The 14,449-nt window shown below is 73.7% G+C and carries 11 protein-coding genes; all 11 read left to right on the top strand.

What is annotated here, in order from left to right; all coding sequences use genetic code 11:
* Nucleotides 1–13: 13 nt before the first annotated feature.
* Nucleotides 14–1,102, top strand: coding sequence for a rhamnose ABC transporter substrate-binding protein (gene rhaS, locus BM414_RS16845; protein WP_093581109.1), 1,089 nt, complete (start codon nt 14–16; stop codon nt 1,100–1,102).
* A 91-nt stretch (nt 1,103–1,193) separates the two neighbouring features.
* Entirely contained in the window at nt 1,194–1,523 is a 330-nt protein-coding gene (locus BM414_RS16850) for an L-rhamnose mutarotase (RefSeq protein WP_093581111.1), read from the top strand.
* Nucleotides 1,524–1,609: 86 nt separating this feature from the next.
* Nucleotides 1,610–2,779 (top strand): L-rhamnose isomerase, encoded by a 1,170-nt coding sequence (rhaI, locus tag BM414_RS16855; protein ID WP_217644772.1) that lies wholly within the window; start codon nt 1,610–1,612, stop codon nt 2,777–2,779.
* A gap of 95 nt (nt 2,780–2,874) precedes the next feature.
* The gene (locus BM414_RS16860; protein WP_093581115.1) at nt 2,875–4,911 is read left to right on the top strand and encodes a bifunctional aldolase/short-chain dehydrogenase; all 2,037 of its coding nucleotides are present in this window, start codon (nt 2,875–2,877) and stop codon (nt 4,909–4,911) included.
* On the top strand, nt 4,908–6,386 hold the full coding sequence (locus tag BM414_RS16865; protein WP_093581117.1) for a rhamnulokinase: 1,479 nt from the start codon (nt 4,908–4,910) through the stop codon (nt 6,384–6,386). Before BM414_RS16860 ends, BM414_RS16865 begins: the two co-directional genes overlap by 4 nt.
* A 32-nt stretch (nt 6,387–6,418) precedes the next feature.
* Entirely contained in the window at nt 6,419–7,798 is a 1,380-nt protein-coding gene (locus BM414_RS16870; protein ID WP_093581119.1) for a DUF445 domain-containing protein, read from the top strand.
* 473 nt (nt 7,799–8,271) lie between these two features.
* Complete coding sequence (locus BM414_RS16880; protein ID WP_217644773.1) at nt 8,272–9,261, top strand: ABC transporter substrate-binding protein; 990 nt, start codon at nt 8,272–8,274, stop codon at nt 9,259–9,261.
* Nucleotides 9,262–9,451: 190 nt separating this feature from the next.
* Entirely contained in the window at nt 9,452–10,945 is a 1,494-nt protein-coding gene (locus BM414_RS16885) for a sugar ABC transporter ATP-binding protein (protein ID WP_093581278.1), read from the top strand.
* Nucleotides 10,938–12,134: an ABC transporter permease gene (locus tag BM414_RS16890; RefSeq protein ID WP_093581123.1), complete on the top strand. Its 1,197-nt coding sequence runs from the start codon at nt 10,938–10,940 to the stop codon at nt 12,132–12,134. Before BM414_RS16885 ends, BM414_RS16890 begins: the two co-directional genes overlap by 8 nt.
* Nucleotides 12,131–13,213, top strand: coding sequence for a galactofuranose ABC transporter, permease protein YjfF (yjfF, locus tag BM414_RS16895; protein ID WP_093581125.1), 1,083 nt, complete (start codon nt 12,131–12,133; stop codon nt 13,211–13,213). Before BM414_RS16890 ends, yjfF begins: the two co-directional genes overlap by 4 nt.
* A 71-nt stretch (nt 13,214–13,284) precedes the next feature.
* Entirely contained in the window at nt 13,285–14,334 is a 1,050-nt protein-coding gene (locus BM414_RS16900) for a LacI family DNA-binding transcriptional regulator (RefSeq protein WP_245784785.1), read from the top strand.
* The last annotated feature ends 115 nt before the right edge of the window (nt 14,335–14,449 follow it).

The following is a 14,449-nucleotide window of genomic DNA, read 5'->3' on the forward strand; positions in this document are numbered from 1 at the left end:
AGAGAGGGACCCGATGTCGCTGTTCCTGACCAGTCGCCGCCTGCGCGGCGGCCTGACCGGCGTGGCGGTGGCCGCCATGGTGCTGACCACCGCCGCCTGCGGTGGCACCACCCGTGGCGAGGACGAGGGGAGCGGCTCCGGCGGCGACTCGGCCGGAGCCTCCGCCGACCCCGACGCCGAGATCCCCGCGGACCTCGCGATCGCCTTCCTGCCCAAGCAGCTCAACAACCCCTACTTCGACGTTGCCGCCACCGGCTCCGAGCGGGCCGCCGGTGAGATCGAGGGCGAGTTCACCCAGGTCGGCCCGTCCGAGGCCAGCGCCTCCTCGCAGGTCAGCTACATCAACACGCTGACCCAGCAGGGCGCCGACGTCATCCTCACCTCGGCCAACGACCCCAACGCCATCTGCAGCGCCCTGGACCAGGCGCGCAGCGGCGGCGCCAGCGTCGTCACCTTCGACTCCGACACCTCGCCCGAGTGCCGCGACGTCTTCATCAACCAGGCGACCCCCGAGGGCATCGCGGAGGCGCAGATCGACCTCATGGCCGAGCAGATCGGCGGCGCAGGCCAGGTCGCGATCCTCTCGGCGACGGCCAACGCCACGAACCAGAACGCCTGGATCGAGCTCATGACCGAGTACGCCGCCTCGGAGTACCCGGACATGGAGATCGTGGCGACGGTGTACGGCGACGACGAGGACGAGAAGTCCTTCCAGGAGACCCAGGGTCTGCTGCAGACCTACCCGGACCTCAAGGGCATCATCTCGCCGACCACCGTGGGCATCTCGGCCGCGGCGCGTTACCTGTCCGGCTCGGAGTACAAGGGCCAGGTCGCACTGACCGGTCTGGGCACCCCGAACCAGATGCGCGAGTTCGTGCAGGACGGCACCGTCACCGCCTTCGCCCTCTGGAACCCCGAGGACCTCGGGTACCTCGCCGCCTACACCGGTGCCGCGCTGGCCGCCGGCCAGATCACCGGTGCCGAGGGCGAGACCTTCACCGCCGGTGACCTCGGCGAGTACGAGATCGGCGCCGACGGCGAGGTCGTGTTGGGCGAGCCGACGGTGTTCAACGCCGACAACATCGACGACTTCGACTTCTGAGTCGCCGCCCGGTCCCGCCACCGCACCGGCGGCGGGACCGGGCACCCCCCGCTACACCGTCCCCGCCCACCCCGCCGCTGAGGACCCCCTCGTGCCCCGCGCCTGCTTCACCCTCCAGGTCCGCCCCGACCGCCTGGCCGAGTACCGCGAGCGGCACGCCGCCGTCTGGCCGGAGATGCTGCGCGCCCTGCGCGACGCAGGCTGGCGGGACTACCAGCTCTACCTCCGCGACGACGGCCTGCTCGTCGGCGTCGTGGAGACCGACGACCTCGCCGCCGCCCAGGCCGCCGTGGACGCCACCGACGTGAGCGCCCGCTGGGAGGCCTCCATGGCGCCCTTCTTCGTCTCCGGCGACGGCTCCGGCAAATCCGAACTGCCGCTCGTCTTCGACCTCGACGCCCAGCTCACGGCGCTCGGATGAAGGACCCCCGTGCCCCACCGCTCGCAGGCTCGCGGTGGGCCCCTGCACGGGGGCCGTCCCAGCACCTCACCGACAGGAGACCGACCGTGACCGACCTCCGCGCCCGTGCCCTCGCCGCGCTGGCCGAGCAGACCATCGAGCTGCCCTCGTGGGCGTTCGGCAACTCCGGCACCCGCTTCAAGGTCTTCGGCCAGCCCGGTGTCGCCCGCGACCCGTTCGAGAAGATCGAGGACGCCGCCCAGGTGCACCGCTACACCGGCGCCGCGCCGCGGGTGTCGCTGCACATCCCGTGGGACCTCGTCGACGACTTCTCCAAGCTGGCGGCGCGCGCCGCCGACCTCGGCGTCTCCATCGGCGCGATCAACTCCAACCTGTTCCAGGACGACGACTACCGGCTCGGGTCCCTGACCCACCCGGACGAGTCGGTCCGGGACAAGGCGATCGCCCACCACGCGCAGTGCGTCGACGTCATGCGCGCCACCGGCTCCACCGACCTGAAGCTGTGGCTGCCCGACGGCACGAACTACGCCGGCCAGGACGACCTGCGCGCCCGGCAGGACCGGCTCGCGGACTCGCTGCAGCAGGTCTACGCGATGCTCGAGCCGGGCATGCGGCTGCTGCTCGAGTACAAGTTCTACGAGCCGTACTTCTACGCGATGGACATCCCCGACTGGGGCACCTCGCTGCTGCACTGCCTGGCTCTCGGCGACCAGGCGACGGTCGTGCTCGACACCGGCCACCACGCGCCGGGCACCAACATCGAGTTCATCGTCATGCAGCTGCTGCGGGTCGGCCGGCTCGGCGCGTTCGACTTCAACTCGCGCTACTACGGCGACGACGACCTGATCGTCGGCTCGGCCGACCCGTTCCAGCTGTTCCGGATCATGAACGAGATAGTCGCCGCCGACGCGCTGCGGCCCGATTCCGGCGTCAACTTCATGCTCGACCAGTGCCACAACATCGAGCCGAAGATCCCCGGCCAGATCCGCTCGGTGCTGAACGTGCAGGAGGCGACGGCGAAGGCGCTGCTGGTCGACCGCGAGGCACTGGCCGCCGCGCAGGCCGGCGGTGACGTGCTCGCCGCGCACGGTGCACTGACCGACGCCTTCTCCACCGACGTCCGCCCGCTGCTCGCCGAGCTCCGGGAGTCGAAGGGCCTGGACGCCGACCCGTACGCCGCCTACGCCCGCTCGGGCCACCAGGAGCGCATCGCCCGCGAGCGCATCGGCGGCACCCAGGCGAGCTGGGGCGCCTAGTCCTCCCGAACCTCCCGTGCACTCCCGCGCAGGTGCACACCCTCCCCTCCGGCAGAAATGGCCATTTCTGCCACCACCGGAAGGAACCACCCCCCGTGACGAACCCCGTGGTCAGTGAGCTGCTGAGCCGGAGCAACCGGCTGGGCGCCGACCCGCGCAACACCAACTACGCCGGCGGCAACACCTCCGCCAAGGGCACCGAGACCGACCCGGTCACCGGGCGGCCCGTCGAGCTGCTCTGGGTCAAGGGTTCCGGCGGCGACCTCGGCACGCTCGCGGAGGCGGGCCTGGCCGTGCTGCGGCTGGACCGGCTGCGCTCGCTGGTCGACGTCTACCCGGGCGTCGAGCGCGAGGACGAGATGGTCGCCGCGTTCGACTTCTGCCTGCACGGCCGCGGCGGCGCTGCGCCGTCGATCGACACCGCGATGCACGGCCTGGTCGACGCCGCGCACGTGGACCACCTGCACCCCGACTCCGGCATCGCCCTGGCGACGGCGGCCGACGGCGAGGCGCTGACCCGCGAGTGCTTCGGCGACCGCGTCGTGTGGGTGCCGTGGCGCCGTCCGGGCTTCCAGCTGGGCCTCGACATCGCCGCGATCAAGGAGAAGAACCCGCAGGCCGTCGGCTGCATCCTCGGCGGCCACGGCATCACCGCGTGGGGCGCCACCAGCGAGGAGGCCGAGGCCAACTCTCTCGAGATCATCCGCACCGCCGAGCGTTTCCTCGCGGAGAAGGGGAAGGCCGAGCCGTTCGGCGCCGTCGTCCCCGGCTTCGAGGCGCTGCCGCCGGCCGAGCGCCGGCACCGGGCCGCCGTCCTGGCGCCGGTCATCCGCGGCCTGGCGTCGACGGACCGGCCGCAGGTCGGGCACCTCACCGACTCCGACGTCGTCCTGGAGTTCCTGTCCCGCGAGGAGCTGCAGCGCCTCGCCGCGCTGGGCACCTCCTGCCCCGACCACTTCCTGCGCACCAAGGTCCGCCCGATGGTCGTCGACCTGCCGGCGTCGGCGCCGGTCGAGGACGTCGTCGCGCGGCTGAAGGAGCTCCACGAGGAGTACCGCGCCGAGTACGCGGCCTACTACGAGCGGCACGCCACGCCCGACTCGCCCGCGATGCGCGGCGCGGACCCGGCGATCGTGCTGGTGCCCGGTGTGGGCATGTTCAGCTTCGGCGCCAACAAGCAGACCGCGCGCGTGGCCGGCGAGTTCTACGTCAACGCCGTCAACGTCATGCGCGGCGCCGAGTCGGTGAGCACCTACGCGCCGATCGACGAGAGCGAGAAGTTCCGCATCGAGTACTGGGCGCTGGAGGAGGCCAAGCTCCAGCGGATGCCCGAGCCCAAGCCGCTGGCATCGCGGGTGGCCCTGGTGACCGGCGCGGCGAGCGGGATCGGCAAGGCCATCGCCGAGCGGCTGGCGAGCGAGGGCGCCTGCGTCGTCGTCGCCGACCTCGACCTGGCCAAGGCGACCGACGCCGCGGCGGGCATCGGCAACGCCGACGTCGCGATCGGCGTGGCCGCCGACGTCTCCGACGCCGAGGCGGTGGCCGAGGCCTTCCGCGCGGCCGTGCTGGCCTTCGGCGGCGTCGACCTGGTGGTCAACAACGCCGGCCTGTCGATCTCCAAGCCGCTGCTGGAGACCACCGAGCAGGACTGGGACCTGCAGCACGACGTCATGGCCAAGGGCAGCTTCCTCGTCTCCCGCGAGGCGGCCCGGATCATGATCGAGCAGGGGATGGGGGGCGACGTCGTCTACATCTCCTCGAAGAACGCGGTCTTCGCCGGCCCGAGCAACATCGCGTACTCCTCGACCAAGGCGGACCAGGCGCACCAGGTCCGCCTGCTGGCCGCCGAACTGGGCGAGCACCAGATCCGGGTCAACGGCATCAACCCCGACGGCGTCGTCCGCGGGTCGGGCATCTTCGCCGGCGGCTGGGGCGCCAAGCGCGCCGCGGTCTACGGGGTGCCGGAGGAGGAGCTGGGCCAGTTCTACGCCCAGCGGACGCTGCTCAAGCGCGAGGTGCTGCCCGAGCACGTCGCCGACGCCGTCTTCGCCCTCACCGGCGGGGAGCTGTCGCGCACCACCGGCCTGCACGTCCCGGTCGACTCCGGCGTCGCGGCCGCCTTCCTGCGATGAGCCGGGAGCTGGCCCTCGCGGCGGTCGACCTGGGCGCCTCCAGCGGCCGGGTGATGGTCGCGAGGGTCGGCCCCGGGCGGCTGGACCTCACCGAGGTCCACCGCTTCCCCAACCGGCCGGTGCGGACGGCGGGGACGCTGCACTGGGACGTCCTCGGCCTCTATGCCGGGGTGCTCGACGGGCTGCGCGCCGCCGGCCACGAGGCCGACGGCCGGGGCATCGACGGCATCGGCATCGACAGCTGGGCGGTCGACGTCGGCCTGCTCGACGCCGACGGCGCGCTGCTGGGCAACCCGGTGCACTACCGCGACGCCCGGCACGAGACGGCGGTGCCGCAGGTGCACGCGCTCGTCCCGCCCGACGAGCTGTACCGCGTCAACGGCCTGCAGCACCTGCCGTTCAACACGGTGTTCCAGCTGGCCGCCATGCGGGGGACCGCGCGGTTCACCGCGGCGTGCCAGGCGCTGCTCGTCCCCGACCTGCTGGCGTACTGGCTGACCGGGGCGCGGGTCGCGGAGGTCACCAACGCCTCCACCACCGGCCTGCTCGACGCGACGACGCGGCAGTGGGCGACCGGACTGCTCGACCGGCTGGACCTGCCGCGCGACCTGCTCCCGGCGCTCGTGCAGCCCGGTGACGAGATCGGCCGGCTCACCGCCGACGTCCGCGCCGAGACCGGCCTGGGCGACGTGCGGGTGATCGCGGTCGGGTCGCACGACACCGCGTCGGCGGTCGTCGGCGTCCCGGCGCGCGGGGACCGGTTCGCCTACATCTCCTGCGGCACGTGGTCGCTGGTCGGCGTCGAGATGGAGGAGCCGGTGCTCGGTGAGGCCGGGCGGGCCGCCGGCTTCACCAACGAGCTCGGCGTCGACGGCACCGTGCGCTACCTGCACAACGTCATGGGCCTGTGGCTGCTGCAGGAGTCGCTGCGCACCTGGGCCGCGCACGGGCTGCCGGCCGACCTCCCCGACCTGCTCGCCGCCGCCGCGCGGGTGCCGGCCTTCACGGCGGTGGTCGACGTCGACGACGCGCGCTTCCTCCCGCCCGGCGACGTGCCCGCCCGCATCGCGCAGGTGTGTGCCGAGACGGGGCAGACGCCGCCGCAGAGCCAGGCCGAGACGGTGCGCTGCATCGTCGACAGCCTCGCGCTGGCCTACCGGCGCACGGTGCGGACGGCGGAGGAGCTCTCGGGCCGCGAGGTCGACGTCGTCCACCTGGTCGGCGGGGGAGCGCGCAACGCGCTGCTGTGCCAGCTCACCGCGGACGCCTGCGGGCGGCCGGTGCTGGCCGGGCCGGTGGAGGCCGCGGCGCTGGGCAACGCGCTGGTTCAGGCCCGGGCCCTCGGCGCGCTCGAGGGCGGACTGGGGGAGATGCGCCGGCTGCTGCGCACCACCCAGCAGCCGGTCGAGTACCGGCCCACGGGGTCGGCCGCCGCCTGGGACGCCGCCGAGGCGCGGGCGTACCGGGACCGGTGAGTCACCGGCGGCCGCGCGGGTAGGTACCGCCCGTGCGCCTGCCCGGTCCCTCGGACCTCCTCGACCTGCCCTGGACGCTCGCCGAGTCCGTCCGCACCCTGGGCGCGGCGCTGCCCCGCGCCGAGGGCCTGCTGCCACTCGCCGACGACGTGCTCCGCCGGACCCGTGCCCTGCTCGACGGCGCCGGTCCCGCGGTGGCCCGAGTGGTCGCGGTGGGCCCGGAGGCCGTGGAGGCGGCCTCGGACGTCATGCGGCGCTTCGCCGCCGTCATGACCCCGGAGCGGATCGCGGCCCTGGGCACCCTCGTCGACCGGATCGGCACCGCGCTGTCGCCGGAGCGGGTCGAGGCGGTCACCCGGACCGTGGACACCCTGCGGTCGCGGGCCGACGTCGTGCCGCGGGCCCTCGACGCCGTCGACGGCCTGCTGTCCTCCGGCCTGCTGACCCCGGGCCGGCTGGACGGGATCGCGGACGGTCTCGACCGGCTGCTGTCGACCGACCTGCTGACCCGGGTCGAGCGGGTGCTCGACCACCTGGCCGACGAGCGCGTCGAGCGCGCCCTCGACCTCGCGGGGGACGACCGGGTCGTGCGGGCCCTCGAGCTCGTCACCGGCGACCGGGTCGACCGCACCCTCGACGTCCTGACCGACGAGCGGGTCGACCGGACCCTGGACCTCCTGACCGGCGACCGGGTCGACCGGACCCTGGACCTCCTGACCGGCGACCGCGTGGAGCAGGCCCTCGACCTGGCCGCCGACGAGCGGGTGCGCACGCTGCTCGACCTGGCCGCCGACGAGCGGGTGCAGCGACTGCTCGTCCGGCTCGACGACCTGCTCGCCGACGAGCGTGTCCCGCGGCTGGTGGAGCGCGGTGTCGGGCTGCTCGACGACGAGCGCCTGGCCCGTGTCGGCGCCCGGGTCGACCGACTGCTGTCCGACGAGCGCCTCGACCGCCTCGAGGAGGCGCTCGGCGAGGAGCAGGTGGACGCCGTCCTCGGGCTGCTCACCCGGCTGGGCCGCGAGCTCGACGACGACGCGACCCGCGCGCTGGGCACGCTGCTCGGCCGCCTGCCCGCGCTGCTCACCGAGCAGCGGGCCGCCGACCTCGCGGCGCTCACCGACCAGATCCCGCGGCTGCTGCGCGGGCTCGACTCGGGTCACCTGCCGACCACCGCCGACCTGGGGCGGGTGCCGACGGACCTGCACGCGCTGCTCGAGCTGATGGACGACCTGCACCAGGTGGTGTCGGGCCTGCCCGGGGCCGGTCGCGCACGCGACCGCGGCGACGACCCGCACCCGCAGGTGGAGAACCCCCGGCCGCCGGACGACGAGCCCCGTTCGGAGACGGACGCCCTCCCGTCCGGAGACGGACACCCGCGCGTGCAGACGGACGCCCCCCAGTCCGAGGGCTGAAGAAGGGCCCCGTCCTCTCCGCCCCTCGCACGCTCAGGGCGGGACCCGGGACGGGGCCGCTCACCGGAGTGCGTCCTGGCTCGCCGCCGACGGTGAGCCGGGACACGGCACGATCAGCTCACCTGGTCGTCCGTGCGCTGCTGCGCGTCCTCGTCCGGGTGCGCGGCGTCCACCTCCTCCGCCTCGAGGGCCAGGGCGCCACGCCAGTCGGCTGAGAACGTTAACAGGCTGTGATCCGGCGCATCAGGCGACGACCACCCACGCATGGATGACTGGCGCCCCATTCGCTGCGGAGCCACTTGACGCGACCATATGTTTGCGTTCACAGTGTCCCGCATCACGCCCAGCAGCGTCGCCGGGCCCACAGGACGAGCCGCCCGAGAGCGCGTCCGGGGACCAGTCAGCGGTGGTCGCCCTGGGAGCACCACGACACCGGCCAGGACGGGCCGGCAGGAACTCACAGGAGGCAGACGTTGATCAGGAACAAGCTCCTCGCCGCCGTCACGGCGTCGGTCGCGGCCCTGGGCCTGGCGGCCTGCGGCGGCTCCGGTGACGGCGGCAGCGGTGGCGGTGGCGGCGGGGACGACACGATCACCATGGGCTTCGCCCAGGTCGGCGCCGAGAGCGGCTGGCGCACCGCCAACACCGAGTCCATCCAGAGCTCGGCCGAGGCGGCGGGCATCGACCTGCAGTTCTCCGACGCCCAGGGCGAGCAGGAGAACCAGATCTCGGCGATCCGCTCCTTCATCCAGCAGCGGGTCGACATCATCGCCTTCAGCCCCGTGGTCGAGACCGGCTGGGACGCCGTCCTGCTCGAGGCCAAGCGCGCGAACATCCCGGTGATCCTCACCGACCGCTCGGTGGAGACCGAGCAGGAGGACCTCTTCGTCACCTTCCTCGGGTCGGACTTCATCGAGGAGGGCAGGAAGGCCGGCGAGTGGGCCGTGGAGAACTGGGCCTCGACCGGCGCGCAGTGGAACATCGCCGAGCTGCAGGGCACCACCGGCGCCGCGCCGGCCATCGACCGCCAGGAGGGCTTCGCCGAGGCCATCGCCGGCAGCCCCAACCTGACCGTCGTGGCCTCGCAGTCCGGTGACTTCACCCGCACCGGCGGGCGCGAGGTCATGGAGGCGATGCTCAACTCCAACCCGGAGATCAACGCCGTGTACGCGCACAACGACGACATGGGGCTCGGCGCGATCGAGGCGATCGAGGCGGCCGGCAAGGTCCCCGGTCAGGACATCCAGATCATCACGGTGGACGCGGTCCGCGACGGCATGCAGGCGCTGGCCGACGGGAAGATCAACTTCATCGTCGAGTGCAACCCGCTGCTGGGTGACCAGCTGATGGACCTCGCCCAGCAGGTGCTCGACGGCGAGGAGGTCCCCGAGCGGGTGGTCACCGAGGAGACCACCTTCACGCAGGAGCAGGCCGCCGAGGTCCTCCCGGACCGGAAGTACTGATCCGCACGCGGGAGCCGGCCGCGGCTTCCGTCCCCTCCGCCCGTCCCGGGTGCTCCGTCCCCAGGTGCGCCGTCCCCGGGACGGGCGGTGGGTCCTCCCTCCCGAGAGGCCTCCCGTGTCCCCAGCTCCCAGCACCGCGGTGCCGGCCGACCCGGCCGCTGCACCGCCCCCCTCGGACCCGGTCGTCGCGATGACCGGCATCACCATCCAGTTCCCGGGCGTCAAGGCGCTCGACGACGTCTCCCTGCGCCTGTTCCCCGGTGAGGTGCACGCCCTCATGGGCGAGAACGGGGCCGGCAAGTCGACGCTCATCAAGGCGCTGACGGGGGTCTACGCCTACGACGCCGGCACGGTGACCCTCGGCGGCGCCGAGCAGCGGTTCACGACCCCCGCCGACGCCCAGGCGGCCGGGATCAGCACCGTGTACCAGGAGGTCAACCTCTGCCCGAACCTCACGGTCACCGAGAACATCGTCCTCGGCCGTGAGCCCCGGCGCGCCGGGCAGATCGACAAGCGCGCCTCGCGCCGGCGGGCCCAGCGGGTCCTGCAGGAGCTGCACCTCGACATCGACCCGCGGTCGGTCCTCGACTCGCACCCGATCGCCGTCCAGCAGCTCGTCGCCATCGCCCGCGCCGTCGACATCGACGCCCGGGTGCTCGTCCTCGACGAGCCCACCTCGAGCCTCGACGCCGGCGAGGTCGCCGAGCTGTTCCGCGTCGTGCGGTCGCTGCGGGACCGCGGCGTGGCGATCCTCTTCGTCTCGCACTTCCTCGAGCAGGTCTACGAGATCAGCGACCGGATGACCGTGCTGCGCAACGGCCGGCTGGTGGGGGAGTACCGCACCGCGGAGCTCCCGCGCACCCAGCTGGTGCGCGCCATGATCGGCCGCGAGCTGGCGACGCTGGAGGACCTCGAGCGCGCCGGGACCCGGCCCGTCGAGGCCGGGGCAGTGCCGCGGCTGGCGGCGTCGGGTCTCGGCCGCAAGGGCGCCATCGAGCCCGCCGACGTCGAGGTGCACGCCGGGCGGGTGGTCGGCCTGGCCGGGCTGCTCGGCTCGGGCCGCACCGAGCTCACCCGGCTGCTCTTCGGCGCGGACCGGGCCACGAGCGGGCGGGTGGAGGTGGACGGGAAGCCGGTGCGCCTGCGCACCCCGCGTACCGCCATCGCCCGGGGCATCGCGTTCCTGTCCGAGGACCGCAAGGGCGAGGGCGTGGTCGGGGACCTCACCGTCCGCGACAACGTGCTCCTCGCGCTGCAGGCCCGGCGCGGCTGGCTCCGGCCCATCCCGCGGCGGGCCGGCGACGAGATGGTCGCCCGGTACGTCAAGGCCCTCGACATCCGGCCGGCCGACCCCGGTGCGCTGCTGCGCAACCTCTCCGGCGGCAACCAGCAGAAGGTGCTGCTCGCGCGCTGGCTGCTCACCGAGCCGCGGCTGCTGCTGCTCGACGAGCCGACCCGCGGGATCGACATCGGCGCCAAGGCGCAGATCCAGGAGCTCGTCGCCCGGCTCGCGAGCGAGGGCATGTCGGTGCTCTTCGTGTCCGCGGAGCTGGAGGAGGTCCTGCGCATCTGCGACTCCGTCGTGGTGCTGCGCGACCACCACAAGGTGGCCGACCTCGACGCCTCCGACGCCACGCTCGACGGCGTCGTCGACCTCATCGCCCGGGGGAACGCCCGTGACTGACCGACCCGCCTCCGATCCCGCCGCGCGGCGACCGGCCGACGGCCTCGTCGCCCGTGCCCGCCGCTCACCGGTCCTGTGGGCGGTCGCCGCCCTCGCCGTGCTGCTGCTGTTCAACCTGGTCGCCAACCCCGGCTTCTTCGCCCTGCGCTTCCAGGACGGCCACCTGTTCGGCAACCTGGTGAACGTCGTCAAGAACGTCGCGCCGGTGCTGCTCATCGCGGTCGGCATGACGCTCGTGATCGCCACCCGCGGCATCGACCTCTCGGTGGGCGCGGTCCTCGCCATCTCCGGCTCGGTCGCCTTCACGATCGTCGAGGGCGCCGACGACCCGTCCTCGGGCGGCACGGCCGCACTCGCCATCGGGGTCGCCCTCGCCGCGGGCCTGGTGCTCGGGGCGTGGAACGGCTTCCTCGTCTCGGTGGTCGGGATCCAGCCGATCATCGCGACGCTGGTGCTGATGACCGCCGGCCGCGGCATCGCCATGCTGATCACCGACGGCAACATCGTCACCGCCGAGAACCCGGTGTTCGACTGGCTCGGCGGCGGCTACCTCGCGGGGGTACCGGTCCAGATCGTGATCACGGGGCTGGTGCTGCTGCTCGTCGCCGTGCTCACCCGGCGCACCGCGCTCGGCGTGCTCATCGAGGCCGTCGGCGTCAACCCGGCCGCGGCCCGGCTGGCCGGCGTCCGGGCGCGCAGCATCACCTTCACCGTCTACGTCTTCATCGCCCTCGTGGCGGCGGTGGCCGGCCTGATGGTGACCGCCAACGTCAGCGCCGCCGACGCGAACCGGGCCGGGCTGTTCATCGAGCTCGACGCGATCCTCGCCGTCGTCATCGGCGGCACCTCCCTGGCCGGCGGGCGCTACTCGCTGACCGGCACGGTCATCGGCGCGCTGATCCTGCAGACGCTGACGACGACGGTGCTCACGATGGGCCTGCCCGACGAGTACATCCGGCTGTTCAAGGCCGTGGTCATCATCATGGTGTTCCTGCTGCAGGCGCCGCGGGTGCGCGCGGCGCTGGGCCGCAGGCGCCGCAGGGACCCGGCCCCGCCCGCCGCCGCCCCGGACGGCGGTCCCGGCCCGGTCGCCGCGTCCGCCCCGCCCGACGAGGCTCCCGCCGCCTCACCGGCCACGGTCCCCGGCACCGTCCCCGGCCGGTCGCCCCAGCAGGAGGTCCTCCGATGACCGTCTCCGACACCCGGCCCCCCGAGGAGCAGGTACCCGCCCCGCCGGGCGGGACGCCGCGGTCCGCGGCGTCCCGCGCGGGGTGGCAGGGCGCCGTCCGCGGCTGGCTGCGCAGCACCAGCACGGGCTCGAGCACCTTCTCCGTGCTCGTGACCGCCGTGCTGCTCGTGGTCCTCTTCGGCGCAGGCAGCATCCGCTACGAGAACTTCGGCTACCCGCAGGTGGCGCTCAACCTGCTCGTCGACAACGCCTACCTGATCGTGCTGGCGGTCGGGATGACCTTCGTGATCCTCACCGGCGGCATCGACCTGTCCTCCGGCGCGGTGGTCGCCCTGGGCACGGTGATGGCGGCGAGGCTGCTGCAGGCCGGCTGGCCGGCGCCGGTAGTCATCGCCGTCGTGCTGGCGACCGGCGCGCTGCTCGGCTGGCTGATGGGCCTGGCCATCCACGGGCTCCAGCTGCAGCCGTTCATCGTCACCCTCGCCGGCATGTTCCTCGCCCGCGGCATCTGCTTCGCCATCAGCGGGCCGTCGATCCCCATCCAGGACGACTGGTTCACCGCCGTGGCCATCAACGTCGTCGAGCTGCCCGGCGGGACGTTCCTGTCCTACGGCGCGGTCCTCGCCCTCGTCGTGGTCGCGGTGGCCGCCTACGTCCTGCACCGGACCCGGTTCGGGCGCACGGTCTACGCGATCGGGGGCAGCGAGTCCTCCGCCGCCCTCATGGGACTGGCCGTCGGCCGGACGAAGGTCGGCGTCTACGTGATCAGCGGCTTCTGCTCCGCCCTGGGCGGCCTGCTGTTCAGCGTCTACATCCTCTCCGGCTGGAGCCTGCACGGCATCGGGCTGGAGCTGGACGCCATCGCCGCGGTCGTCATCGGCGGCACGGTGCTCGTCGGCGGGCGCGGACTGGTCCTCGGCTCGCTGCTGGGGGTGCTGGTCCTCGGCACGATCAAGGCGCTCATCGACTTCGACGGCGGGCTGAACTCCTGGTGGACCAAGATCACGGTCGGCGTCCTGCTGCTCGTGTTCGTCGTCCTCCAGCGGGTCACCGGGCGGCGCAGCGGGACGGCGTCGTGACGGCCCTGGGGTCCCCGCCCCTCGACGGCACGGGCCGCGGGACGCACCGCGGCCTGACAGGATCGGCGGCCGTGAGCGGGCGGCCGAGGAGCCAAGCGGGCAACCGCCCGGCCGTCATGGCCGACGTCGCCCGGCTGGCCGGGGTGTCGGCGCAGACCGTCTCCCGGGTCCTCAACGACCACCCGCACGTGGCCGAGGAGACCCGCACCCGGGTGCACGCGGCCATGGAGAAGCTGGGCTACCGCCGCAACCTCACCGTTCGGGCGCTGGTCACCCGCCGCACCGACACGATCGGCGTCGTCGCCTTCGACACCGGCCTCTACGGACCGGCCAGCACCCTGTTCAGCCTGGAGCAGGCGGCCCGCGAGCGCGGCTACCACGTGCACGTGGCCACCGTCCCCGACCTGTCGGAGCAGGGGTTCAGCGACGCCGTCGAGCGGCTCCGGGAGCACTCGGTGTCCGGGGTCGTCGTCCTGGCGCCGCAGCGCTCGGCCGTCCGGGTGATGGCCGGCCTCCCCACCGACCTGCCCGCGGTCGCCGTCGAGGGCGGTGCCGCGCCGGGCATCACCTCCGTGGTCATCGACCAGGTGGGGGGCGCGGTGCAGGCCACCCGGCACCTCGTCGACCTCGGCCACCGCCGCATCGGGCACGTGTCCGGCCGCGAGGACTGGATCGAGGCCGCCGCCCGGCTGCAGGGCTGGCAGCAGACCCTCGCGGCCGCCGGGCTGCCCGCCGACACGGTCCTGCCCGGTGACTGGAGCGCCCGCTCGGGCTACGAGGCCGGCCTGTCCCTCCTGGCCGCGGGCGTGCCGGTGACCGGCGTCTTCGTCGGCAACGACCACATGGCGCTGGGCATGATCCGTGCGCTGGCCGAGGGCGGGGTCCGGATCCCCGAGGACGTCAGCGTGGTGGGCTTCGACGACATCGCCGAGGCGGAGTACCTGCGTCCTCCGCTCACCACCGTGCGGCAGGACTTCGCCGAGGTGGGACGGCGCTGCGTGGACCTGCTGCTGCGCCGCATCGAGGACCCGGCGGGGACGTCGGGCGACGACGCCGTCGTCGTCCCGGCGGCCCTGGTGGTTCGCGCCTCGACCGCCCCGCCGCCCGGCTCCCGGCCCTAGAGCCCTCCGCCGACACCTCGCCGCACCGGCCGGGTGTTCCTCCCGCCGCGTCCCGCGGCGGACCGACCCGCATCTCCGAGACCCACCGGGCGCGGCACCCGCGACCCGCACACGG

It is taken from the genome of Geodermatophilus amargosae (assembly GCF_900116515.1).
GTDB lineage: Bacteria > Actinomycetota > Actinomycetes > Mycobacteriales > Geodermatophilaceae > Geodermatophilus > Geodermatophilus amargosae.